Source organism: uncultured Pelagimonas sp., assembly GCF_947498515.1.
GTDB lineage: Bacteria > Pseudomonadota > Alphaproteobacteria > Rhodobacterales > Rhodobacteraceae > Pelagimonas.
Window position 1 is genome coordinate 166,680 of sequence record NZ_CANMKO010000001.1, and the last position, 21,552, is coordinate 188,231.

At 55.9% G+C, this 21,552-nt stretch carries 28 protein-coding genes, 1 tRNA gene and 2 pseudogenes; 18 read left to right on the plus strand and 13 right to left on the minus strand.

Annotated elements, in window-relative coordinates; genetic code table 11:
- Positions 1 to 29 precede the first annotated feature (29 nt).
- Positions 30 to 632: a DJ-1/PfpI family protein gene (locus Q1A43_RS00920; protein WP_299931764.1), complete on the plus strand. Its 603-nt coding sequence runs from the start codon at positions 30 to 32 to the stop codon at positions 630 to 632.
- Positions 633 to 1,107: 475 nt separating this feature from the next.
- Here Q1A43_RS00920 and Q1A43_RS22445 read toward each other — a convergent pair whose 3' ends face one another.
- The 5 genes from Q1A43_RS22445 to Q1A43_RS00930 are packed head-to-tail and all read right to left on the minus strand — an operon-like array spanning position 1,108 to position 2,928.
- Positions 1,108 to 1,605, minus strand: a complete 498-nt coding sequence (locus Q1A43_RS22445) for a hypothetical protein (protein WP_366944216.1) — start codon at positions 1,603 to 1,605, stop codon at positions 1,108 to 1,110.
- Between the two features lie 43 nt (positions 1,606 to 1,648).
- A complete protein-coding gene (locus tag Q1A43_RS22450; RefSeq protein WP_366944217.1) occupies positions 1,649 to 1,771 on the minus strand; it encodes a hypothetical protein in 123 nt (40 codons plus the stop codon).
- A complete protein-coding gene (locus Q1A43_RS22455; RefSeq protein WP_366944218.1) occupies positions 1,772 to 2,152 on the minus strand; it encodes a sulfatase-like hydrolase/transferase in 381 nt (126 codons plus the stop codon).
- The gene (locus Q1A43_RS22460) at positions 2,073 to 2,546 is read right to left on the minus strand and encodes a sulfatase-like hydrolase/transferase (RefSeq protein WP_366944219.1); all 474 of its coding nucleotides are present in this window, start codon (positions 2,544 to 2,546) and stop codon (positions 2,073 to 2,075) included. Before Q1A43_RS22460 ends, Q1A43_RS22455 begins: the two co-directional genes overlap by 80 nt.
- Entirely contained in the window at positions 2,539 to 2,928 is a 390-nt protein-coding gene (locus tag Q1A43_RS00930) for a MarR family transcriptional regulator (protein WP_366944225.1), read from the minus strand. Before Q1A43_RS00930 ends, Q1A43_RS22460 begins: the two co-directional genes overlap by 8 nt.
- 419 nt (positions 2,929 to 3,347) lie before the next feature.
- On the opposite strand from Q1A43_RS00930, the gene Q1A43_RS00935 reads away from it, so the two are divergent.
- From Q1A43_RS00935 to Q1A43_RS00960, 6 genes and pseudogenes are all read left to right on the plus strand, one after another.
- Positions 3,348 to 3,719, plus strand: coding sequence for a hypothetical protein (locus tag Q1A43_RS00935; protein ID WP_299931766.1), 372 nt, complete (start codon positions 3,348 to 3,350; stop codon positions 3,717 to 3,719).
- A gap of 15 nt (positions 3,720 to 3,734) precedes the next feature.
- A pseudogene (locus tag Q1A43_RS00940) lies at positions 3,735 to 4,244 on the plus strand (hypothetical protein); the annotation flags it as partial.
- Positions 4,245 to 4,738: 494 nt separating this feature from the next.
- Positions 4,739 to 5,314: pseudogene (locus Q1A43_RS00945) on the plus strand (TRAP transporter large permease subunit); the annotation flags it as partial.
- Between the two features lie 37 nt (positions 5,315 to 5,351).
- A complete protein-coding gene (locus tag Q1A43_RS00950) occupies positions 5,352 to 6,611 on the plus strand; it encodes a TRAP transporter large permease subunit (protein WP_299932511.1) in 1,260 nt (419 codons plus the stop codon).
- A 43-nt stretch (positions 6,612 to 6,654) separates the two neighbouring features.
- Positions 6,655 to 6,789 (plus strand): hypothetical protein, encoded by a 135-nt coding sequence (locus tag Q1A43_RS00955; protein WP_299932515.1) that lies wholly within the window; start codon positions 6,655 to 6,657, stop codon positions 6,787 to 6,789.
- Positions 6,740 to 7,060, plus strand: a complete 321-nt coding sequence (locus Q1A43_RS00960) for a DUF3237 family protein (protein ID WP_299931768.1) — start codon at positions 6,740 to 6,742, stop codon at positions 7,058 to 7,060. The genes Q1A43_RS00955 and Q1A43_RS00960 overlap by 50 nt, the downstream gene beginning before the upstream one ends.
- A 549-nt stretch (positions 7,061 to 7,609) precedes the next feature.
- On the opposite strand, the gene Q1A43_RS00965 is transcribed toward Q1A43_RS00960, so the two are convergent.
- Both Q1A43_RS00965 and Q1A43_RS00970 read right to left on the minus strand, forming a co-directional pair.
- Positions 7,610 to 7,685: transfer RNA gene (locus tag Q1A43_RS00965), tRNA-Ala, on the minus strand.
- Between the two features lie 91 nt (positions 7,686 to 7,776).
- On the minus strand, positions 7,777 to 8,097 hold the full coding sequence (locus Q1A43_RS00970) for a TIGR02300 family protein (protein ID WP_299929668.1): 321 nt from the start codon (positions 8,095 to 8,097) through the stop codon (positions 7,777 to 7,779).
- A 115-nt stretch (positions 8,098 to 8,212) separates the two neighbouring features.
- Here Q1A43_RS00970 and Q1A43_RS00975 point away from each other — a divergent pair, with 115 nt between their 5' ends.
- The 5 genes from Q1A43_RS00975 (at position 8,213) to Q1A43_RS00995 (ending at position 11,157) form a co-directional block, all read left to right on the plus strand.
- A complete protein-coding gene (locus Q1A43_RS00975; protein WP_299931770.1) occupies positions 8,213 to 8,902 on the plus strand; it encodes a SprT family zinc-dependent metalloprotease in 690 nt (229 codons plus the stop codon).
- A gap of 59 nt (positions 8,903 to 8,961) precedes the next feature.
- A complete protein-coding gene (locus Q1A43_RS00980; RefSeq protein ID WP_299931772.1) occupies positions 8,962 to 9,156 on the plus strand; it encodes a hypothetical protein in 195 nt (64 codons plus the stop codon).
- A 52-nt stretch (positions 9,157 to 9,208) separates the two neighbouring features.
- Positions 9,209 to 9,745 (plus strand): hypothetical protein, encoded by a 537-nt coding sequence (locus Q1A43_RS00985; RefSeq protein ID WP_299931774.1) that lies wholly within the window; start codon positions 9,209 to 9,211, stop codon positions 9,743 to 9,745.
- A gap of 191 nt (positions 9,746 to 9,936) precedes the next feature.
- Complete coding sequence (locus tag Q1A43_RS00990) at positions 9,937 to 10,452, plus strand: hypothetical protein (protein WP_299931776.1); 516 nt, start codon at positions 9,937 to 9,939, stop codon at positions 10,450 to 10,452.
- A gap of 60 nt (positions 10,453 to 10,512) precedes the next feature.
- Entirely contained in the window at positions 10,513 to 11,157 is a 645-nt protein-coding gene (locus tag Q1A43_RS00995; protein ID WP_299929653.1) for a GntR family transcriptional regulator, read from the plus strand.
- On the opposite strand, the gene Q1A43_RS01000 is transcribed toward Q1A43_RS00995, so the two are convergent.
- Entirely contained in the window at positions 11,154 to 11,549 is a 396-nt protein-coding gene (locus Q1A43_RS01000) for a thioredoxin family protein (RefSeq protein ID WP_299929650.1), read from the minus strand. The genes Q1A43_RS00995 and Q1A43_RS01000 overlap by 4 nt on opposite strands.
- Positions 11,550 to 11,563: 14 nt before the next feature.
- A complete protein-coding gene (locus tag Q1A43_RS01005; RefSeq protein WP_299931778.1) occupies positions 11,564 to 12,277 on the minus strand; it encodes a cytochrome c biogenesis CcdA family protein in 714 nt (237 codons plus the stop codon).
- Between the two features lie 169 nt (positions 12,278 to 12,446).
- Between Q1A43_RS01005 and Q1A43_RS01010 the strand changes: the two genes are divergently transcribed.
- A complete protein-coding gene (locus tag Q1A43_RS01010; protein ID WP_299931780.1) occupies positions 12,447 to 13,517 on the plus strand; it encodes a PLP-dependent cysteine synthase family protein in 1,071 nt (356 codons plus the stop codon).
- Positions 13,518 to 13,597: 80 nt separating this feature from the next.
- On the opposite strand, the gene Q1A43_RS01015 is transcribed toward Q1A43_RS01010, so the two are convergent.
- Entirely contained in the window at positions 13,598 to 14,041 is a 444-nt protein-coding gene (locus Q1A43_RS01015) for a hypothetical protein (RefSeq protein WP_299929641.1), read from the minus strand.
- A 126-nt stretch (positions 14,042 to 14,167) separates the two neighbouring features.
- Positions 14,168 to 15,130, minus strand: coding sequence for an acetyl-CoA carboxylase carboxyltransferase subunit alpha (locus Q1A43_RS01020; protein WP_299929638.1), 963 nt, complete (start codon positions 15,128 to 15,130; stop codon positions 14,168 to 14,170).
- A gap of 118 nt (positions 15,131 to 15,248) precedes the next feature.
- On the opposite strand from Q1A43_RS01020, the gene Q1A43_RS01025 reads away from it, so the two are divergent.
- Positions 15,249 to 16,094 (plus strand): GyrI-like domain-containing protein, encoded by an 846-nt coding sequence (locus Q1A43_RS01025; protein ID WP_299929635.1) that lies wholly within the window; start codon positions 15,249 to 15,251, stop codon positions 16,092 to 16,094.
- 1 nt (position 16,095) lies between these two features.
- On the opposite strand, the gene Q1A43_RS01030 is transcribed toward Q1A43_RS01025, so the two are convergent.
- A complete protein-coding gene (locus Q1A43_RS01030; protein WP_299931782.1) occupies positions 16,096 to 16,689 on the minus strand; it encodes a LysE family translocator in 594 nt (197 codons plus the stop codon).
- A gap of 72 nt (positions 16,690 to 16,761) precedes the next feature.
- Here Q1A43_RS01030 and Q1A43_RS01035 point away from each other — a divergent pair, with 72 nt between their 5' ends.
- Positions 16,762 to 17,214, plus strand: coding sequence for an Lrp/AsnC family transcriptional regulator (locus tag Q1A43_RS01035; RefSeq protein ID WP_299929629.1), 453 nt, complete (start codon positions 16,762 to 16,764; stop codon positions 17,212 to 17,214).
- Between the two features lie 113 nt (positions 17,215 to 17,327).
- On the opposite strand, the gene Q1A43_RS01040 is transcribed toward Q1A43_RS01035, so the two are convergent.
- Positions 17,328 to 18,287, minus strand: coding sequence for an L-malyl-CoA/beta-methylmalyl-CoA lyase (locus tag Q1A43_RS01040; protein WP_299929626.1), 960 nt, complete (start codon positions 18,285 to 18,287; stop codon positions 17,328 to 17,330).
- A 243-nt stretch (positions 18,288 to 18,530) separates the two neighbouring features.
- Here Q1A43_RS01040 and dgcN point away from each other — a divergent pair, with 243 nt between their 5' ends.
- The 3 genes from dgcN to Q1A43_RS01055 all read left to right on the plus strand — a co-directional run bounded on the left by dgcN (position 18,531) and on the right by Q1A43_RS01055 (position 21,552).
- Positions 18,531 to 19,532 carry an N-acetyltransferase DgcN gene (dgcN, locus tag Q1A43_RS01045; RefSeq protein WP_299931783.1) on the plus strand — a complete coding sequence of 334 codons (1,002 nt, stop codon included), beginning with the start codon at positions 18,531 to 18,533 and terminating at the stop codon, positions 19,530 to 19,532.
- A 97-nt stretch (positions 19,533 to 19,629) separates the two neighbouring features.
- Positions 19,630 to 20,592 carry an N-acetyl-D-Glu racemase DgcA gene (gene dgcA / locus Q1A43_RS01050; RefSeq protein ID WP_299931785.1) on the plus strand — a complete coding sequence of 321 codons (963 nt, stop codon included), beginning with the start codon at positions 19,630 to 19,632 and terminating at the stop codon, positions 20,590 to 20,592.
- A gap of 96 nt (positions 20,593 to 20,688) precedes the next feature.
- Positions 20,689 to 21,552, plus strand: coding sequence for a D-amino-acid transaminase (locus tag Q1A43_RS01055; RefSeq protein ID WP_299931787.1), 864 nt, complete (start codon positions 20,689 to 20,691; stop codon positions 21,550 to 21,552).

A 21,552-nucleotide genomic window follows, 5' to 3' on the forward strand; every position in this document is an offset into this window, starting at 1 on the left:
GACGGACATTTCACGAGGAGCGTTGGGAAGTGGCTACGAACAGACGTAAAGTAGGTGCTTTGATTTTTCCGGGGTTTGAGCTTCTCGATCTGTTTGGACCTCTGGAAATGCTGGGCATGTTGCCGGATTACTATGACTTGCACCTCGTTGCTCAAACTTCTGGCCCCGTGCAGAGCAATCAACAAGTATCCGCTTATGCGACGTCCGATCTCACGGATGAGCCAGACTTTGATATCTTGTTTGTTCCCGGCGGTGCTGGAACGCGCCTAGGTGTGTCGGACACAGTCTTGCTAGAGTGGATCATGCGCGCCTCTGACGTTGCCGAATTTACCGTGTCGGTCTGCACAGGGAGCGCATTGCTTGCCAAAGCGGGCGTTTTGGATGGCCGTCGGGCCACAACCAACAAGCTCGCCTTTGATTGGGTGATGCAACAAGGGCCGAAGGTCAACTGGATCCGGCGGGCAAGATGGGTGCAGGATGATCAGTTCGTAACGTCATCTGGGGTCTCAGCCGGAACAGACATGTCCCTTGCGCTCATCGAGCTAATGCATGGGCGTGAGTTGGCGGAAAAGGTGGCGCATTGGGCCGAATACACGTGGAATAGTGACCCGCAACACGACCCATTTGCCTAAAACATCAACTGGGCTGGGAGAGTGTCGATAAACCTGTTGAAAGAGGTGAGAAAGGGCACATGGTTCTGCCTCTGGCGATGATTTGCTCTTTAGTCTCTAAGAGGCGAATTCTGATTAAAACGAGAAACGTGGCTCTTTGATCAGACAAATCTGCCTCTCAGTTTGCCATCACTTCCAGTGCGAACATCCAACTCATTTCTTTCGACCTATAAGTGGCGTTTCCCAGTATGTGTTCACCTATAGCGGATGTTCAAAATGAACCTGCAAGTCGCGGCAGCGCGGACATAACCGGCTTAGCCTCACCTCTGATCAATGGCCGCTTTCGATTGGCATCAAAAAAAGGAACGACTTCAAAAAGGAAGTTTGGCCGCTCCATGACCCACGATGACGATGTAGAAAACCGCATCTTGCGTGATCCTTTTAATTATGCTTGCGCGATTCCGGAATTGATGCCCGCGGGAAATACTTATTACACTTATTTCGATGAGGCCGCTCCCCTCCCCAAGGGCACTAAACCGTCGAAGCGTTTGCATACAGCTGCCTCATATTCCGCTTCGTCCCAGAACCCGATCAAAACACCCGAGGCTGCGGCATTGCCCTGTCGTTTCAGGACATCTGCTGTTGCGGTAATGCGTGTATGATGTTGCGTCGCCCATGACAAAAGAGCGGCCTCCATCCGGCCACGTACCTCGACATGCGCGGCTGCTTGTGATGATCCAATATTGCATAGCTCTTGCGGGTCCGTTTTCAGATCGAATATGACAGGGTCAAACCCTTCACACCGGATATATTTCCAGCGACAATAAAAGATCATGACGGTACGCGCATCTTCTTGAGGCACGTCCAAAGCTTTAGCCATTTCAAAGCTAGAGTAATCATGTTCGCTAATACCATATTGCCGGAAGCATCCATCAGTCCCATGCAGCAGTGGCGTTAAATCACGCCCTTCGACGATGTGAGGCTTGGGGCGCATCCAAGTGCAGACATGAACGTAGGCGCGAGGTCAATCATCTCGGTCAACTCGCTGGATGTTGTGCCGCGTGTTTGTCGGCAGCAGGGCGAGGATCAGAAATAATCAACGGAACCTTGGCCGCGACCTCGTGATAGAAATCTTTGTCGCCCATCCAATGGTCGCCCATTTAGTCGCCATGATCCGATGTGAAAGCGATGATCGTGTATTCACTCGGGCCCCTTTCATCCATCCATACGAACAAGCGACCCAGATTGTCATCAAGTTGCTTGATCAAACCCATATAGGCAGGGATCACATGGGTGCGCACGTGATCGCGGGAAAAGCTGCGGCAGACCCGTGCGTTTTGATAGGCGCGCAGCAACGGGTGTTCGGTGTCTCTCTCGGCGTTTGACCGGATCGGGTCGATGATATGTTCGGGACCATACATGGCATGATAGGGCGCTGGAACGATATAGGGCCAATGCGGTTTAATATAGCTCAGTTGGCACATCCATGGCGCATCTTCCTGCATCGCGCCTTCCATGAATGCCATTGCACGGTTCGTCATATAAGCCGTCTCGGAATGCCCTTCCGGGACATTCGCAGGCAGGCGTGAGTTTTTCAGCAGCCATGCCGTCGCGGTCGGCGATCATGTGGGTTTTGCCAACTAAAACGGCTTTCGCGCCAGCTTCGCGCAGATGGTCTCTCAGGGGCGGTTCGCCAACCCTCAAGGGCATCCCGTTCCAGGTGGATCCATGGCTGCGGACATATCGCCCCGTGTCGGCCGACATCCGAGATGGGCCACAGACTGGAGATTGAACATAGGTTTTGGTGAACTTGATACCACGTTGCGCCAGCGCATCAATATGAGGAGTCTGCAAATGCGGGTGACCAAAACAGCTGAGATAGTCGAAGCGAAGTTGATCAGCCATAATCCAAAGTACATTTGGTCTGTCAGTCATTTTCTAGCTCTTGTTCTAAAATCTGTTCAGTGGGTTCACGGCATAGGGTTTCGAACCGGTCCAAAAGATTTAATAATTGCGTTATCTCAGTGTCGGAGAAGGCAGCTTTCAAGGACGCGCGCCGACGCTGCATTGTTGGTCTCGCTTTTTCGTAAGCCGCAGCGCCAGCCGGTGCAATATCGACCAAGACTTGCCGCCCGTCGCGGTTGTCTTGTCGCATGACGACAAAGCCTTTCTTGCGCATGCCTGGCAAAGCACGGCTGAGCTGTGAAGGGTCGATACGCTGGATTTCGGCCATGTCGCCGATTGTCATTGGGCCCTCCTCAACCAGATCCCAAAGGACGCGCCACTCGACAATTGATAGCCCCCCGCGGCGCGCAATAGTCGCTGCCCCTGAAGTCGCGAGGCTGCGTAGACTGCTGGCATGCGTGAAAACAGGTTTTTTCCTCGCGCAAACGTCGCTGGGTTATGCGTTCACTTTGATGTTCGCTGTCGAGTTTCATTCTGGGGCCTCTCACGCATCTAAAAACCAAAAGTTTAATACGTGACAAGTCATGTAAATGAGATGAGCTGAACTCATTTACCCTGATTCATTGGGGTTCTGCATCTGTGGAGGGGTGCAGAAATCAGGGGAGGAATACCATGTTGAAGACTACAGTTCTGAGCGCTGTGACCGCGCTGGCACCGATGGCGCTCGCGGCATAAGCGACGCTCACAGCCGAGACCACAGCACCAGGATCGACACCGCATTACATCGATACGACGCTCGCCGCTGTATTGGCCAGTGCAGGCGTGGCACAAATGCAAATCACGGAAGGGGCGACGCTGACCAACTCTGTTCAGGCCGTCGCCGAAGGTCGTCTTGATATGGCTCCTGCGCCGCTGATCCTGCCTTTCCCGCTGTCGCGTGGCATTGGCCCATATAGCGGCATTGGCCCTGAACGAGGTGCCGAACTCGCGGCCAACATCCGCGTGGTGTTCTTCAACGCGGGATCCGGTCAAGTCTTTGGCTACTACAACAACAACCCCATCGAAGACATCCGCAGTTTAGAGGGCAAGCGCGTTTGGAACGGACCACCCCGTGGCGCAGCATTGACCTCTGGGCGCGCAATGGTTCAGCTATTGGCGGGTCTTAAGGATGGCGAAGGGGACGAAGGCATCCAGAACCCTTGACCAGATACCGTATCGACGATCACCGGTGGTGGCGCGGATGCATGGACAATTCCCGAAGGTCTACCCTCTGGTCGTCAAATTGCCATCGCGGCTGCCGGCGGTACGACACTGTACAATATCCCGTTTGATCTTCTTTCCAGCGAATTGGGTCAGCAAATCCTGAACGCACCGGGCCATGCCCCCTATACCGTTCCTGTCGCAGACTACCGTGCTGCTTTTGCCGGATCGGACATCACCATTGTGACCGACGACGACACATTTGTTTCTTATGCCACCGCGTTCGGACAAATTGTGCCGGCAAGCACGGACGAAGAGCTGGCTTACAACATCGTTAAGGCGATGCTGGAGGGGGAAGAACGGTTTTTGGCGGGATCACCACGCGGCCCATTCTTGTTCATGTCATTCGGCGACATCGACGGCGTATCCCAAGGGGCTTGCGGTGCGGTGAGGGTTAAAATGCACCCTGGTGCGATCCGCGCTTATGAAGATGCAGGCCATACAGTCGGCGACTGTTTGCGCCCATAAGAAAAGGGGGTATGCGGATTGCGCGGGCCCCGCACTCGAATTTCAGGACATTTTACTGTGAACGAGATATCCAGGCCAAGCAGGGCCTTGGGGCAAAAACTGTCTATTGTGCTTGCGCTGATCCTTGTGGCCGTCGGCATGTTGAACACAATGCCCGAAATTCCGGGGCTACAAGATTGGGCCCGCGATCTGACAGGACTTCCGTTTTCCGCATTTCAGGTTTCCCAACCGAATACTTCTTTCCGCCGATGTTCTTCCTGATGATGTTGATTGTGGTGCTCGACGCCAGCGTCTATCGCGCATGGTCCATTGAGAAACCCAAATGGGCTTGGGCTGGTCTATTGCTGGATCTTGGCTTGATCACAGCCGCCTTTCTTGGAGCTTTCGGGTATCTTGTCGAAATCGACAGCGTCTGTTTGATTGACCAGATCACAGGCGAACGTGCAAGATTGATTGCCGACGCGGCAGCGCGATCCGAAGGCGTCATTCCTGGCATGTCGTTCGACGCAGAAGTGCCATCTTGCCAAGCCCGCTTTGGTGCGTGGACTATCCCTTTGCTGTTGACCATCATTACGTTGTTCTTCTTTTACAATGTGCGGGTCTGGGGCTTGCCCCTGGTGATCGTGGCGACTGTCGTCGTCGTTTACACGATTGGGACCGCCTTGATCTGGGGCTTCGATCTGTCGGAAAACAATTTCCTGCTCACCAAACTGGGTGCCGAAGGCGGGGATGTGATGTTGGCTGCAACACAAAAGGCCACCAATGTTTTCATTTCGCCTGATGGGTTTATGGGCCGGTTTATGGACATCGTTGTCAATCAGGTCTTTCCATTTGTGATCCTTGGCGCATTGTTTGGCACGTCAGCGGGCGGCACATCGCTGATTAAACTTTCGGTCAGGCTGACTCGCAAATTGCGTGGCGGACCCGCTCTTGCGGCCATCGTGTCCTCTGCCCAGTTCGGCACAATCACCGGTGGACCAGTGACAAATGTCTTGTCGACCGGAAGACTAACGATCCCAATGATGTTGCGTACTGGGTTTAACAGGAACTTCGCGGGTGGGGTCGAAGCCGCAGCATCATCGGGGGGGGCAAATCATGCCGCCCGTGATGGGCGTTGCAGCCTTTGTCCTCGTGGCGCTGACAGCGGTCCCCTACACAAAGGTCATCACGGCCGCGTTCCTGCCTGCGATAGCATTCTTCTTTTCGATTTTCTTGGCCGTCATGTTCCAAGCGCGACGCGAAAATGTGAAGGCCATGCGCGAGATACCAGAGGATCTGGTTATGGATCGTCAGGATTGGTTGAACCTGGTCATCATCTTTGTGCCAATCACAACTATTCTGTTTCTCTTGCTAGGGAACAAAGACACAGTGGGCAACGGCATCTTGGGCAGCGTCCTTGGGTCCGACAGCCTCATCCTGCGAACGATCCTCAATTTAACGGGTGACGCGATTTCTGCAGGCTGGTTGGCGGTCGCTGTCTTGGTTCCATTGTTGTTTTTTGACCCAATGACTCGCGCCAAACCAAGCAAAGTCCTAGTGTCTTTGGCCCAAGGCGGCATTTTGATTTCACGCCTGTTCCTGCTACTGTTCGCTGTCTCGATCATCGCAGCCTTCTTAACCGAAAGCGGCCTGACCGGAGAGTTGACCCGCGCTGTCACCTCTTGGTTAGAGAAGGTCGCCGTGCTGAGTCTTTTTGGTTTCGAGATCCCTATTGTTGGCGGCGTCTATCTGATGCTGGCGTTGATCTACACTATGCTCTGCGTGATCCTGCTGGGCATGGGGATGCCTACGGTGCCGGCCTATGTGAATGTCGCTCTTCTTTTGAGGCCGTTGCTGGCCAATCTTGGCGTCAGCTTTTTCACAGCCCATATGTTCGTATTCTACTTTGCCGTCGCCTCCGCTATCTCGCCGCCCGTTGCCGTCGCTGCATTTGCTGCCGCGTCCATCACTGGGGCGGAGCCGATGCGAACAGGGATTTCCACCGTGCGTGTGGGTATTGTGATGTTCACCATCCCATTTGTGTTTGCGTGGTATCCCGAACTTCTATTGATTGAAGAAACCGTGACAATCACGAATGGCTCCGGTCAACGCACTATGATTGACGGGTATTCTAGCCAGGCAGACTGGGGGCAACTCAGTCTACTTTTGGCGCGACTGGCCTTGGCGCTATATCTGATCGCATCCGCATTGACCCGCTTCGACAAAACACCCATGGCAAATTACGAAGTTGCTCTGCGGTTTTTGGCGGCCGTCCTACTATTATGGAAGACTCCTGCCCCGCTGTTTGCGGGCCTCGCATTTTCGGCGATTATTTTGACGATGCACTATCTTAAAAAGGATCCGCGTGATGAGACCGCCCGGGCTTGATCATGTTTGCAGTTTGGACGTGAAGCTGGACCCCATTCAAGTAATGAGGAATGACCGCGCGGGCACTCGGCGGATTGTTCCAATTGTCGGTGGCGTAGTGATTGGAGCGAAATTGCAGGGGGCATATTTTGAATGTCAGCGCGGAGTGGCAAACAATCTTCGCGGATGGCACTGCTGAATTAGATAATCGTTATGCAATGGAAACACACGACGACGCTGTAATTGAAATTATCAATTCTGGTTTTAGGCACGGGCCACCAGATGTCATAGCGGCACTCGCCAAAGGAAAATCCGTCGATCCGGACAGCTACTACATGCGGGCACACGCGCGAATAGAAACCGGTGATCCCCGATATGAGTGGGTCAACTGCTTGCTTTTTATCGAAACCGGTGCCCGACAAAAGACCGGTGGAAAAGTAGAGCTTTTTTTAGATTTTGTAGGCGCCTGAACTGGTCCCGAGTAAAGGCCCGATTGAATAAGATACGAGTTACCAGATGCTGATTTACGCTATCGATTAACGTGGATATCAAATAATGGTCAGGACCAGCCCTTCATGAGATATGGAATCGATCTCTTGTAGCCGGATTTTCGCTGCGACTCAGGAAAAAGTTCGAATGGGCTCAAACTTGTCGTTAGCTTCACAACCGATAAACGTCCGCCTCTAACCTCAATAACCTTTACAGGATGAACTGACTTTGAAGCGGGGCAACTGCCCGGCTGTTTCTTTCATTTTGACGTTGATGATTTGTGCGAGCCAAACGCCCAGAGTCGTAGGGGTGAAGGCGTACTCTCCGGAGACGGCCGGGTCCTCACCGCGACACGGGCCGAAGCAACTTTTTCGAATAGCATTCTTTGGCCCTGATCCGCGTTCGCCACGCGGCAAGGATTCAGGGTAAGCCGATGACAGCGGTTGTTTGGAAAACCTGACCAGTGGGAATGTCATGCGCAAGCGCATGCACGAAAGGAAAGGGAGGTTTATCGTCTGAAAACAATAAGATGGTGGAGCCTAGCGGGATCGAACCGCTGACCTCCTGCATGCCATGCAGGCGCTCTCCCAGCTGAGCTAAGGCCCCATCATTGTTTGGCGTCGTCGTTGCCGTGCGGCGGTGATTACGCAATGCTGCGGGCGGGATCAAGCGAAAAAATCCCGCCACGCAAACTTTTTTAAGACTCGTCGTCTTCGCTGGCTACGTCAGCAATTTCTTCGAGCGGAACAGTGTCATCTTCTTCGTCTTCTAGGACAGTATCGTCATCGATATCTACATCGACGTCGTCATCATCCAGCAGGTCAACGTTTTCTTCTTCTTCTTTGGCCTTGGCATTGGCCTGATCGGCGGCATCCGCGGCCATCAGCGATTTCTTACTGGTGTCGATGGCGACTGCCTCGCCAGTGTAAGGGCTAATCGCTGGGTTGCGGTTCAGGTCGTAAAAGCGCTTTCCGGTGGTCGGGCAAACGCGCTTGACGCCCCATTCTTCCTTGGGCATGGGTAGTCCCCTTCAACTCGTGGTCTGGTCGACAATCTTGGCCAACTGCCATAACAACACGCCCATGTCAAAGCCTTTGCGGGCATTTGTGCGGGCAATTCAGTGTAAGGGGCATATGGGACAGATCCGCCTGCCGGGCAACCCTCCGATTGACGTTGTTGTGCGCCGCTCGGCTCGGGCGCGGCGGTTAAGCCTGCGCATGTCGCAGCTAGATGGCCGTGTGACCCTGACTTTGCCCAACAAAGTCCCCGAATCACAGGGCGTCGCGTTTTTGCGCGAGAAAGAGGCGTGGTTGCGTGGGCACCTGTCGCAACGTGCGGCCGATGTTCCGATTGGCCTTGGGGCAAGCATCCCAGTCGAGGGCGATCTGTTGCGTATCGAGCCGGGGCAGGGGCGTTCCGTGCGCCGCTCCGAAGACGCGTTATATGTACCCGGCGATCCGGCCCGGGTTCCGGCCAAGCTCAAGGGCTGGCTGCGGACCTTGGCACGTGATCGGCTGGCCGAGGCTTGTGATGAATATGCGCACCGTTTGGGCCGCCCCTATGCCCGCCTTACCTTGCGTGACACCCGGTCGCGCTGGGGGTCATGCACCCATGATGGCGGGTTGATGTTTAGCTGGCGCTTGATTTTGGCGGATCGCGAAATCCTTGACTATGTCGCCGCCCACGAAGTCGCCCATTTGGCGGAAATGAACCATTCCCCGGCCTTTTGGGCGCAAGTCGAACGGATTTACGGCGATTGGAAACCGGCCCGCAATTGGCTTCGTGACAACGGGTCGGCCCTGCATCGTTACAAGTTTGAGTGAGTGTTATGAAACCAGAGCCCGACTATGTGGGAATACTTGAATCCAATCTCTAAGCTGCGTTGAAACCCGGTGGCCGACAGGTCAAAACCGCGCGCCTGCTCGCGGACGTCCTCAAAGACGTCTATGCCGAAATGGACGAAGAAGACGTCGCCATTGCCAACGCCGCTCTCCACAAATTGGCGCAACGACAAGACATCCAAGTCTTTGGGAACCTCGACAAATGGCGCAATAGCGAACTCGCTCGCGCCGTGTAATGGCATCCCAAGTCCGTTATCTTGGTTGTATCAGTACCGGAATAGCCATCACATGAATCACGCCCTTCGTCTTTCCGCCTTCTGCCTCTTTTTGGCGACACCTTCACTGGCCTGCTCACCGCTTCCGGGCGAAAACTACGACAGCTTTGAAACCCTCGGCCACTCCGCCGTCCAAATCGGCATTGCCGAGGTCCAGCGCGTAGACATCGTTGAGGACGAAGATGCTTCAAAAGCCTGCTACCGTGTGAGCTATCGTGCCGACGAAAACCTTTTCGGGCAACTGCCCGCTGCCTTTGACGTCCAGACCTGCACAGATGGGGCCACCCGGTCCGAGTTGGAAGCCGAGCTGGCCTATGAGGACAACACCCTTGGTCTAGGATACGCGACAGGTGCCCAAGTGTTTCTAGGTCTTGTTGTCCAAACCCAAAATCCCCCTCAATACCGCTATCTGCGCCCAAGCTGTTGGGGTGCCCTGCATCTGCGTCTCGACCTTATGGAACCAAAAGAGCGCGCAGCGTTTCTCCATGACATAACAACCGCTATACAAACCGCCCTACACCAGTCGGAAACCGGCAAAGCGGGCCGCTGATCCAGCCTGCTCCATACCTGCTCGCAGGCTCCGTCCGGTTTCTTCTTTCCAAAAATATCCCGAGGAGTCTCAGCTTGTCTGAGGCGGGGCAGCGCCCCCTCTGATCAAAAGGCTTGACGCCGGGCTCCACTGTGCCCACCTCAGCCTACGAACACCTCCTTTGTGGGGGTAAGCAACGGGGTGCGTGTGACATGAGCAAAATCCTGACAATGGCCTTCACGCTTGGGGCCAACGCAGCGCTGGCCTGTGTGCCGCAACCCGGCGAGGTCTACGATTCGCTCGCCACTTTGCCAAATAACGCGATCCTGATTGGTATGGCCGAGGTGTCGGACATTCATTTCTTCTCGTCGGAGCCAAACAAAGCCTGTTTTACCACCCAATACACCAAGGGCACCGCGCGCATGGGGGCCTTTCCCGAGCAATTCGCCGTCACAACCTGTCAGGCCCATCGGCAATTAGAGCGCTGGCAGGCGGAGCTTGAAGGCAATGCCGAGTTTACAGAGGTTTTGGGCTATTCGATTGGGGCCGAGGTTGTGGTCGGTCTTGTCGCACAGCCCGAGGATATGGACATCGGGTATCGTTATTTCGTGCCAAGCTGTTGGGGCGCGATGCACTTGCGGATCGACACGTTGGCCGACGGCGAAAAGGACGCATTTCTAAGCGCGGTTGACGACATGATCGACTCGTTCCAAGAAAAAACGCAATAGTCGCGGGCTTGCAGGCCGACGCGGCGTTGACCTTTGTCGCATTTGTGATCACATACACACATGCAAAACCCCAGACCTATCGAAACCGCCTCTGCGCATGACCGTGTTTATCGCGGGCTGCGCACCCGTATCATGCATGGCCAGATCGCACCGGGCCAAGCGTTGACCCTGCGTGGGTTGGGCAAGGAATTTGAGGTCTCGATGACCCCAGCGCGCGAGGCGGCCCAGAGGCTGGTGGCCGAAGGGGCCTTGCAAATGTCGACGTCTGGTCGTCTCTCAACACCCGAACTCTCGAATGAACGTATCGAAGAACTCGCAGCCCTGCGTGCTTTGATCGAGGTCGAACTCGCCAGCCGTGCGCTTCCTCGCGCGCACATGCAGTTGATTGAGCGGATGCAGAACATCAACAGCGGCATCGCCGATGTGGTCTCAAACCGGGATGCGGTGGGCTACATCCGAACGAACCTAGAGTTCCACCGCACGCTTTACCTCCGGGCCCAAGCCCCGGCAATGTTGGCCATGTGTGAAACCGTTTGGCTTCAGCTTGGCCCGACGATGCGCTCGCTCTATGGGCGGCTGCGGCGCACCGAAGCGCCACAATACCATCGTCTGATCCTCGCGGCGCTGAAGGCCGGGGATGAACCCGGCCTGCGCCTTGCCGTGCGCTCAGACGTGACGCAGGGCCTTAGGATGTTGACGACTTAACCCGCCGCCAGAGCGGTATCCATCAAAGCTTTGATTGATTTGGTCGATGTCTGCGCGACAATCCGGCCAAGTTCTTTGTTGCCCTTTAGAGCCACCAAAGTGGAGCGGCGCGGGATGTTCAGGTTTTTGACCAGATCAGATTTGCCATAGGCGTCCCAGTCCACATCAATAAAGGTGATCTTGGCGTCGTAGTTGGGGTTCTCCGCTTTCAATGCCTTGATCACCCGTTCCTGTGCCGCGCAGGTCGAACACCAGCTGGCTTTGAAATCGAGGAAGACAACATCACCCGCGTCCAGATGCTTTTTCACCAATCCGGGCGTGTAATCCGTTGCAGCAGAGGCCGCAAAGGGCAGGGTGGCAGCAAGGCCAGCTAGAAAAGAACGACGGTCCATAGGGGTACTCCTGATTAGAGGGAAACAGATAGGTCAATCAGCCAAGCGGGCAGCGCCCCGATTAGCCAAGCTTCGATATAGTGGTGCCATTTGAGCAGCAGGGCCGTGCCGACCAGGATGAAGACACGCCCAAGGATGGGGCGTGCGGCCACGGCCAACCCGCGCAGTTGCGCGTTGTAGCGACCAATGGCGCCGCGCGTGCCATAGGCCAGGCCAAGAATCAGGGTTGAGACCCCGAGCGCAAAGGCCGACATGATGAATGTGGCCCGCAGCAAGCCTTCGCCTTGCGACGCCAATGATATTGCTCCGCCCAGTGTTGGGCCAATGCAGGGGCTCCAAACCGCGCCAAGCAGCAGGCCGCCAAGGAATTGACCGCGCAAGGAATTACGGTCGACGTCATCCATTTGTGCATCGGCGCGGGCCGACATGCCTGCGGTGGCCCCGGCCAAAACCTCTCCGGCACGTGGCACCAGCAATGCCAAGCCAAACAAGATCATCAGGACCGCGCCAGCATTTGAAATCGTATCGATGTCGATCCCAATGAGATGCCCAAAGGCGGTCACACTAACGCCTAGCGTGACGAAACTTAACGACAATCCCGCCGCCATCGCCACCGGCCCCATACGTCCCGATTGCAGCGCACCGGCGATAACAATCGGCAAAACCGGCACCACGCAGGGATTGATTAGGGTCAAAAGACCCGCGCCATAAGCAAATACATATTCCATGCCGCATGTATCGCCGACGCAGGCAGCTGTGTCACGTAAACGGTTGCGCACAGCCGGTCACATCGCCGTGGGCTTTGTTGCACTTTCGTGTTGGGGGCATTGGGTGGTACTTTGATCCAGCCTTCGCATAGGGTGTGATCAGCACCTGCTTTTTGATTGGACCCAAACCATGAGCATTCGAACCACATCCGGGCGCGGCACGCGTTATAACAGCATTCTCGACACTGTCGGTGACACGCCAACGATCAAAATCAACCGGATCGCCCCCGATCACGTCAATGTCTTTGTTAAATTCGAAGCCTTTAACCCAGCGGGATCGGTCAAAGATAGGCTTGCCCTGAACATCATCGAAGCCGCCGAATGGGATGGTCGGCTCAAGCCCGGTCAAACCGTGGTTGAAGCGACCTCGGGCAACACCGGGATTGGCCTTGCCATGGTGTGCGCCTCCAAGGGCTACCCGCTTGTGATCACAATGTCCGAGGCGTTTTCCGTGGAACGTCGTCAATTGATGCGGTTTTACGGGGCCAAAGTTGTGGTAACGCCCAAGGCGCTCAAAGGGTTTGGCATGGTCAACAAGGCTATCGAGTTGGCCGAAAAGAACGGTTGGTTCCTCGCCTCGCAGTTTGAGACCGCCGACAATGCCGATATTCACGAAAACACCACCGCGCGCGAGATTTTGGCGGATTTCAAAGGCGAAAAACTTGATTATTTTGTGACGGGCTTTGGCACCGGTGGCACGGTGACCGGCGTGTCGCGGGTGCTGCGCAAGGAAAGCCCGGACACCAAGATCGTGCTGGCTGAACCGGCCAATGCCGCGCTGATCGCTTCGGGCTATGTGAATACCCGCAACGAGGCCAATCAACCTTCGGAAAGCCACCCGAGCTTTGAGCCACACCCGATCCAAGGCTGGACGCCAGATTTCATTCCCTTCGTTTTGCAAGAAGCCTTGGACAATGACGGCTATGACACCTTGGTCAAAACGCCGGGGGCGGATGGGGTTGCGTGGTCCAAACGTCTTGCTGCCGAAGAGGGCATTTTTACCGGCATCTCCGCCGGGGCCAGTTTCGCCGCCGCGATGGAGATCGCCAAAGACGCCCCCGCCGGGGCCAACATCCTCGTCATGCTCCCCGACACCGGCGAACGCTACCTCTCGACCCCGCTGTTTGACGGCGTGGATGCAGACATGAACGAAGAAGAGATCGCCATCTCGCAATCCACACCCGCCGCGCAAATGGGGTGACGAAAATGATTGGTTTGTGTTGATAAAGCACAAACCAATTCGGTCGTTACGTTATCTGATGCGAGGCTGTGCTTTCGGCATCAATACTCAAAGCTATGAGAGGACGCGGCGGCCCGTCTTTGCTCTGGCGGGGACTCTTTTTCCCAATCTCCGAAACTGGCTCTCCCCGCTAGGCCGAACCCAGCAAATGACATTCCCACGATGGACAATTTGCTGCCTTTGTCCCCAAAAACACAGCTGATTGCACCTTCAACGTCGCCATGTTGACTGAAAAAGGTTACCTTTGGGTATGTCAGAAGCGTGAGGTTTTGTTCTGCGTCAGACATGTAGGATGGGGAACTCACTGAAATGCCAGTGAAACCATCAAATTTCGGAGCAAGCTCAGTTTCCAATGCAGCGAGGCATTTTGTATCCTGAGCTTTGAAGAGCATTGCGGTCATTTTGTAGTTTTTGGTTACATCGAAAGCGGCCGCCATCCCCGGCAGGCAAGCCACGAAACCGAAGATCGTCATTTTGCGTAACATAATTTATCCTGGTAACTGAAAAAGCTACCAAGATTTTAGTCGTTTCTCGCATCTGATGCAGTCAATTTCTCAACATCTGTCGCAGATAGTCCCCGCGCCTGAAACCTCGGGAACAATGAGGCGACGTTAAGCCGCCAATCCACGCGAACCAATGTCTAAAAACTTCTTGCGACGCGCGGTGATCAGCTCTTCGCTCGACAAATCCTTGAGCTCACCCAGCATCCCAGCAATCGCATTGCCGACCGCTTTGATCGAGGCATCTTTGTCGCGATGGGCACCACCCAGCGGTTCGGGGATCACACGATCCGCGACACCGAGCTGATAGAGGTCGGCCGCTGTCAAACGCAGCGCTTCGGCGGCGTCGCGCATTTTCTCGGCGTCTTTCCACAGGATCGAAGCACAGCCCTCGGGCGTAATGACGGAATAAACCGAATGCTCAAGCATCGCGACGCGGTTGCCCGCGGCAAAGGCTACAGCCCCGCCAGAGCCGCCCTCGCCAATCACAACGCAGACTAGTGGCACGCCAATTTCTAGGCATTTCTCGGTCGAACGGGCAATCGCTTCGGATTGACCGCGTTCTTCGGCCCCGCGACCGGGATAGGCACCGGGCGTGTCGACCAAGGTCACAACCGGCAGGCCAAACTTGCCCGCCATCTCCATCAAGCGCACCGCTTTGCGGTAGCCTTCGGGGCGTGCCATGCCGAAATTGCGGGCGATCCGGCTTTGGGTATCGTCGCCCTTTTCCTGACCAATCACCATCACCGGCATATCGTTGAAACGGGCCAAGCCGCCCATGACCGCATGGTCATCGGCAAAGTTGCGATCCCCGGCCAACGGCGTAAATTCTGTGAACAAGGCGTCGATGTAATCTTTGCAATGGGGGCGTTCAGGATGACGCGCGACCTGACATTTGCGCCAAGGGGTCAGCTTGGCATAAAGGTCTTTGAGAAGGTCATCGGCCTTGCGATCCAGCGCAGCGGCCTCTTCTTCGATGTCCATATCGTCATTGCCCCGCGCCATCGCGCGTAGCTCCTCCGCTTTGCCTTCAATTTCAGCAAGTGGTTTTTCGAAGTCGAGGTAATGTGCCATTCGTCGCTCCCTAGGGGTCCTGCTGCTATATGGCGCGGCTTTGGTCGGGATGCAACTCAGCAAGATTTGTCCATCTGCTTTGCGGCATGGTCTGAGACGAACACAGGAGCAAAAAATTATGTGCCAAAACTACGAAGCCCGGCTGCGCCGCGTTGTCCAATACATCTTTGACAATCCCGCCGGGGATTTGTCTCTGGATGCGCTGGCGGATGTCGCGGCGATGTCACGGTTTCACTGGCACCGTGTGTTTCATGCCATGACCGGCGAAACCTGTGCCCAAGCGGTGCGCCGCGTTCGTGCCCATCGCGCGGCGTGTTGGTTGGTGCAACGCGACTGGCCGATTGATCAAATCGCGGCGCGCGCAGGGTATGACAACCCGCAAAGCTTTGCTCGGACGTTCAAAAAACGCTTTGGCATGACGCCTGCGGCCTTTCGTGCCGCGGGGTTGGCTACGGCCCCGGACCTAATTGTAAGACAAGGACAAACACCGATGTTTCCAATCGAAATCAAAGAGATCCCCGCCCGTCGTCTGGCTGCAATCCGGCACAATGGTGCCTATCCCGAAAGTGGGCGCGCCTATGAACAAGTCGCGGCAACGTTTTCGGCCAATAACCTTTGGCCTCAGGCGCGCGGCATGGTCGGCGTCTACTATGACGACCCCGACAACACCCCCGAAACCGATCTGCGCGCCGATTGCGGTGTTGAAGTCGGGGATGATTTTGCCATGCCTAATAGTCTGAGTGAGGTGACATTGCCCGCCGGACGCCACGCCGTGTTGACGTTCAAAGGGCCGTATTCCGGGTTAAAGGCCGCCTACGACTATATCTATGGGCCGTGGCTTGCTGAGGCGGGCGAAGAACCCGCCGATGCCCCAAGCTATGAAAAATATCTCAATTCGCCCATGGACACGGCTCCGGCGGATTTGGTGACCGAGATCCACCTTCCCTTGGCCCCAGCAGGGTAAATTACCCGAGTAAAACAGGTGTCATGGAGGCCACCAAAAGCGCCGCCATGACCCAGTTGAAGACCCGCAAGCGTTCCGGGCGCGCCAAAAGGCGGCGGACCCCTGTCCCCAACACAGTCCAGGTCAGGGCCGAACCAGTGCCGATGACGGCATAAGCCCCGGCGACCCATAAAATCGCGGTGAAATCGCGGCTGGCGGCATAAAGCGTGATTGCCCCCAAGGCCATCGACCATGCCTTTGGGTTGACCCATTGAAACCCGGCTGCCTGAAGGAAGGTTAAAGGGCGCGCATCGCTCGGCGCATCTTGGGGTGGGGTTGCATGTGCGATTTTCCAGGCCAGCCATAGAATGTAGGCCACGGAAAACACGCGCAAAATGGTGTAGCTTGGCGGCCAAATGTCAAACATCTGCATAGCCCCAAGCCCAACCAAAAGGATCATCACCGGGAAACCATAGGCCACCCCGGTCAGATGCGGCATGGAGCGGCGCAAGCCGAAATTGGCCCCTGAACTCATCAGCATCAGGTTATTGGGGCCAGGCGTGAATACGGTGGCAAAGGCGAAAGCCGCTAGGGCAAAGAGTATTTCATAGGTCATGGCGCAATATTTACGCGTTAAAGGGGAGGTTAAATTGCAAATCGCCAGCGTTTGATGATAGTTTCGCAATATATGAGCGATTTAGACGACACTGACCGCCGAATATTGCGTCATCTTCAGGCAGATGGACGGCAAAGCAACCTTTCTTTGGCCGATCGCGTTGGTCTGTCCCCTTCGGCCTGCTTGCGGCGGGTTGCGTCTTTGGAAAAGCGCGGTGTGATCTCTGGGTATCGTGCCGTTGTGAATCCCACCAAAACCGGGGTCGGGTTCACAGCCTACGTTACGGTCGGGCTGAACAAACACACCAAAGAGGCGCAACAAGCCTTTGAACGCGCCATGCTGGCCGCGCCGCAAGTACGCGAATGCCATAACACCACCGGCGCTGTAGAATACCTCCTTCGGGTCGAGGTGGCGGACCTGCCCAGCTATAAACACTTCCACAACGAAGTTCTCGGCACGCAACCCCAAGTGAATGCGATCACCACCCTTGTTGTCATGGGCTCGCCCAAAGACGAACGGGCCTGATCCCCTTCATTTTGCCAATACAGTCCGGGGAGCGGGAGGGGTTGCCCGTCGCTCCAACAGCAAAACGCCCGGCTCCTTTCAGAACCGGGCGCTTTTTTCGGAATAAACCCTGCTTAGGACGCGGCGATCAGCTCGGATTGCGCCACGATCACCTCGGCCTGTTTGATCGACGCGATGTCGACCAAGCGGCCCTTGTAAACGGTTGCGCCTTCGCCGTTGGCTTTGGCCTGTTCCATGGCCGCCAAAATCTCGCGGGCTTCGTTCACCGCTTCTTCGGAAGGGGTGAAGACAGTGTTCGCCAATGCGATCTGCTTGGGGTGGATGGCCCATTTGCCGACCATGCCCAAAGTCGCTGAGCGTTTCGCCTGTGCGATATAGCCTTCGTCGTCCGAGAAATCGCCAAACGGCCCATCAACCGGCAGAACGCCATGGGTGCGGCAGGCCGCAACAATCGCGGTCTGTGCCCAATGCCACGGGTCAGAAAAGTGACGCGTGTCGCCGTGTAGCATGTAATAGTTTTCCTGCGTGCCACCGATCCCGGTTGTTTGCATGCCCATCGAGGCGGCAAAGTCAGCCGCGCCAAGGCTCATGGCTTGCAAACGTGGGCTAGAGGCGGCGATCTCTTCGACATGGGCGATGCCTGCTGCCGATTCGATGATAACCTCAAAGCTGATCGGCTTGGTCCGGCCCTTGGCAGCCTCAATCGCGGTGACAAGCGCGTCAACCGCATAGACATCCGCGGCACAGCCGACTTTGGGGATCATGATCTGATCAATACGGTCACCGGCCTGTTCCAACACGTCAACCACGTCGCGGTACCAATAAGGCGTGTCGAGCCCGTTGATCCGCACCGACATGTATTTGGTGCCCCAATCAATGGTGTTAAGCGCTTCGATGATATTGGCGCGGGCGCTGTCTTTGTCGCTTGGGGCGACCGAATCTTCGAGATCAAGGTTGATCACATCCGCGGCCGAGGCTGCCATTTTCGGGAACAGTTTGGTGTTGGAACCGGGGCCAAACAGCTGACAGCGGTTGGGGCGGGCAGGGGCGGCGGGTTGAATTCGGAAGCTCATAGCAGAATCCCTTCGGCAAGGAAGTTTCGATTTTGTCTTCTCAGGGGTTATTAAATTGCGCAATGCTGCGCAAGCAAAAAGAATATTCCGCGGCGTTCTGCATTGCAGCGTGTCGAATAATTTCGCGAAAACTTTTCATATGTCGAAGATTCTTCGAATATTGTCGAATTCCTCGACGATCTAGCAAGCAATTCCCGGAATATGACGTCCAAGCTTCACAAGCTGTGAATTAGGGGACACGCCATGATCGAAACACCATATCTTCTCTTCCTCGGCGATGCGCCGGACATGTTGGCCGCCAAGGTTGCCATTGGCATCCGGGATTGGCGTCCTGAGAACGCCCTTGGGCAAATTCGTCTGCCCGGTTGCGGGGCCGACCTTGGGCTAACCGATATGACCTTGGCCGAGGCCAAAGCGGCAGGGTGTAAAACCCTGGTGATTGGTGTGGCCAATCGCGGGGGCATGATTTCTCAGTCTTGGAAAGAAGTGCTGATCAAGGCGCTTGAGATGGGGTTTGATCTGGCCTCTGGTCTGCATAACCTCTTGCGTGACGAAGGTGATTTGGTCGCGGCGGCGCAAATGCATGGCGGCACATTGCACGACGTGCGGGTTCCGACCGATGGCTATCCGATTGCCAATGGCGAGAACCGGACCGGCAAACGTTGTTTGGCGGTAGGTACCGATTGTTCGGTTGGAAAGATGTATACGGCGCTGGCGATGGATGCCGTGATGCAAGAGCGCGGCCTGAAATCGACCTTCCGGGCGACGGGCCAGACCGGGATCTTGATCACCGGCCACGGTGTACCATTGGACGCGGTTGTAGCGGATTTTATGGCCGGATCCGTGGAATACCTCACGCCGAACAATGATGATGATCATTGGGATATGATCGAAGGGCAAGGATCTCTTTTCCACGTGTCCTATTCGGGTGTGACCATGGCGCTTGTCCATGGCGGGCAACCCGATGCGTTGATCCTATGCCATGAACCGACCCGTGAACATATGCGCGGCCTGCCGGGGTTCTCTTTGCCAAGCTTAGAAGAGTTGCGCGATACGGCCCTGCCTTTGGCGCGCAAGTCTAACCCGGCCTGTCAGGTTGTCGGTATTTCGGTAAACACCCAGCACCTGAGTGAAGAGGAAGCTGTCAAGTATTTGGCGGAAGTCGAAGAGCGCATGGGCCTGCCGACGGTTGACCCGTACCGCCATGGTGCCGGGCGTCTGGTCGACGCGCTCGCGACTGTATAAGTTTGCTATAAAAGCAATGGTGGGGTGACGCTTGTGCAAGCACGTCGCCCCACCCACCATCCCGCGGGGTGGCAAATAGACAGGGTGGATTTTCAATATGATCACTGTGACACGCGACGTGTTTCGTTTGGCGCAAGTCTTTACCATTTCGCGTGGTTCGCGGACCGAGGCCAAGGTTTTAACCGTTGCAATCACCCATGACGGAATCACTGGCCACGGTGAATGTGTGCCCTATGCGCGCTATGACGAAACGCTTGATAGTGTGACGGCCGAAATCGAGAGCCTTCCTGCCGATGTGACCCGCGCACAGCTGCAAAGCCTTTTGCCAGCCGGGGCCGCGCGCAATGCCGTTGATTGCGCCTTGTGGGATTTGGAAGCCAAAACCGCCGGTAAACCCGCATGGGAGCTGGCCGAACTTCCAAAGCCCGGTCCGGAAATCACCGCCTATACCCTGTCGCTCGACACGCCTGAAAACATGGAACAAGCGGCGCGCGACCACGCCTTTCGTCCGATTTTGAAGATCAAACTGGGCACACCCGATGATATGCCGCGTCTTGAGGCGGTGCGTCGTGGCGCTCCGGATGCGAAAATCATCATCGACGCCAACGAAGGCTGGAGCGCCGAGGTCTACGCCGATCTTGCCCCGCATTTGGTGCGTCTTGGGGTGGCCTTGGTCGAACAACCGCTGCCTGCAGGCGACGATGATGCCTTGATTGGCATGGATCGGCCGGTTCCGGTTTGCGCCGATGAAAGCTGCCATGATCGGTCCAGCTTGCCCAAACTCAAGGGCAAATATGACGTTGTGAACATCAAGCTCGACAAAACCGGTGGTTTGACCGAGGCGCTTGAGTTGAAGAAAGAGGCACTGGCGCTGGGCTATGATGTCATGGTGGGCTGCATGGTTGGATCAAGCCTTGCGATGGCTCCGGCGACGTTGATCGCGCAGGGTGTGGCCGTAACAGACCTTGACGGGCCGCTTTTGTTAGCCGAAGACCGTGACAACCCTTTGCGATTTGACGCAGATGGGGTGCACCCGCCAGAGCCCGCGCTTTGGGGGTAACCACACTCCGGAGTTAATCCGGCAAATGTTTTCACGGCGTTTGGGGTGGTTTTGCGCATCCCAAACCCGTCACCCGCACAGTTTTGGAGAAAAGACATGACGCGCACCGTTTACGTGAATGGCGAGTATTTGCCAGAAAATGAAGCCACGGTTTCGATTTTTGACCGGGCCTTTTTGATGGCGGATGGTGTTTATGAGGTAACGAGCGTGCTTGGCGGCAAGCTGATCGATTTCGACGGCCACGCCAAACGTTTGGAACGCTCGTTGACCGAGTTGGACATGCCCAAGCCCGAAGCCTTTGACGAGCTGCTCGACATCCACCGCAAACTTGTCGAGATCAACGAAATCGACGAAGGCATGGTGTATCTTCAGGTCACGCGCGGCGCGGCTGCGGATCGTGATTTTGTGTTCCCGGACCCCGATGAGGTCAAGCCAACCGTTGTGCTGTTCACCCAGAACAAGCCTGGTTTGGCCGACAGCCCAGCGGCGAAAAAAGGCATCAAAGTCATCTCGATCGAAGATGTCCGTTGGGGCCGCCGCGACATCAAAACAGTTCAGCTGCTTTACCCGTCGATGGGTAAAATGATGGCGAAAAAGGCCGGGGCCGATGATGCCTGGCTTGTCGAAGATGGCTTCGTCACCGAAGGCACATCGAACAACGCCTATTACATCAAAGGCAACAAAATTGTGACCCGCGCGTTGTCTAACGACATCTTGCATGGCATCACCCGCGCCGCCGTTTTGCGGTTCGCGCGCGAGGCCCAGATGGAAGTGGAAGAGCGCAACTTTACCATCGAAGAGGCGCAAGATGCGGATGAGGCCTTTATCACCAGCGCCTCGACCTTTGTGATGCCGGTTGTTGAGATCGACGGCAAAGCCATCGGTGACGGTACGCCCGGCTCGCGCGCGGCGCGTTTGCGTGAAATCTATCTCGACGAAAGCCGCAAGGCCGCGATTTAA

Coding starts and splice junctions, on each gene's coding strand:
- Q1A43_RS22450 (WP_366944217.1), bottom strand. CDS start 1,771: ATGGGCGACCATTGGATGGGCGACAAAGATTTCTATCACGAGGTCGCG.
- Q1A43_RS00975 (WP_299931770.1), top strand. CDS start 8,213: ATGGGACAGATCCGCCTGCCGGGCAACCCTCCGATTGACGTTGTTGTG.
- dgcN (WP_299931783.1), top strand. CDS start 18,531: ATGATCGAAACACCATATCTTCTCTTCCTCGGCGATGCGCCGGACATG.
- Q1A43_RS00995 (WP_299929653.1), top strand. CDS start 10,513: ATGCAAAACCCCAGACCTATCGAAACCGCCTCTGCGCATGACCGTGTT.
- Q1A43_RS01015 (WP_299929641.1), bottom strand. CDS start 14,041: ATGTTACGCAAAATGACGATCTTCGGTTTCGTGGCTTGCCTGCCGGGG.
- Q1A43_RS22460 (WP_366944219.1), bottom strand. CDS start 2,546: ATGACTGACAGACCAAATGTACTTTGGATTATGGCTGATCAACTTCGC.
- Q1A43_RS00950 (WP_299932511.1), top strand. CDS start 5,352: ATGGGCGTTGCAGCCTTTGTCCTCGTGGCGCTGACAGCGGTCCCCTAC.
- dgcA (WP_299931785.1), top strand. CDS start 19,630: ATGATCACTGTGACACGCGACGTGTTTCGTTTGGCGCAAGTCTTTACC.
- Q1A43_RS01010 (WP_299931780.1), top strand. CDS start 12,447: ATGAGCATTCGAACCACATCCGGGCGCGGCACGCGTTATAACAGCATT.
- Q1A43_RS22455 (WP_366944218.1), bottom strand. CDS start 2,152: ATGACGAACCGTGCAATGGCATTCATGGAAGGCGCGATGCAGGAAGAT.
- Q1A43_RS01005 (WP_299931778.1), bottom strand. CDS start 12,277: ATGGAATATGTATTTGCTTATGGCGCGGGTCTTTTGACCCTAATCAAT.
- Q1A43_RS01020 (WP_299929638.1), bottom strand. CDS start 15,130: ATGGCACATTACCTCGACTTCGAAAAACCACTTGCTGAAATTGAAGGC.
- Q1A43_RS01055 (WP_299931787.1), top strand. CDS start 20,689: ATGACGCGCACCGTTTACGTGAATGGCGAGTATTTGCCAGAAAATGAA.
- Q1A43_RS01035 (WP_299929629.1), top strand. CDS start 16,762: ATGAGCGATTTAGACGACACTGACCGCCGAATATTGCGTCATCTTCAG.
- Q1A43_RS22445 (WP_366944216.1), bottom strand. CDS start 1,605: ATGCGCCCCAAGCCTCACATCGTCGAAGGGCGTGATTTAACGCCACTG.
- Q1A43_RS01040 (WP_299929626.1), bottom strand. CDS start 18,287: ATGAGCTTCCGAATTCAACCCGCCGCCCCTGCCCGCCCCAACCGCTGT.
- Q1A43_RS01030 (WP_299931782.1), bottom strand. CDS start 16,689: ATGACCTATGAAATACTCTTTGCCCTAGCGGCTTTCGCCTTTGCCACC.
- Q1A43_RS01000 (WP_299929650.1), bottom strand. CDS start 11,549: ATGGACCGTCGTTCTTTTCTAGCTGGCCTTGCTGCCACCCTGCCCTTT.
- Q1A43_RS00955 (WP_299932515.1), top strand. CDS start 6,655: ATGAGGAATGACCGCGCGGGCACTCGGCGGATTGTTCCAATTGTCGGT.
- Q1A43_RS00970 (WP_299929668.1), bottom strand. CDS start 8,097: ATGCCCAAGGAAGAATGGGGCGTCAAGCGCGTTTGCCCGACCACCGGA.
- Q1A43_RS00935 (WP_299931766.1), top strand. CDS start 3,348: ATGCAAATCACGGAAGGGGCGACGCTGACCAACTCTGTTCAGGCCGTC.
- Q1A43_RS00985 (WP_299931774.1), top strand. CDS start 9,209: ATGAATCACGCCCTTCGTCTTTCCGCCTTCTGCCTCTTTTTGGCGACA.
- Q1A43_RS00990 (WP_299931776.1), top strand. CDS start 9,937: ATGAGCAAAATCCTGACAATGGCCTTCACGCTTGGGGCCAACGCAGCG.
- Q1A43_RS01025 (WP_299929635.1), top strand. CDS start 15,249: ATGTGCCAAAACTACGAAGCCCGGCTGCGCCGCGTTGTCCAATACATC.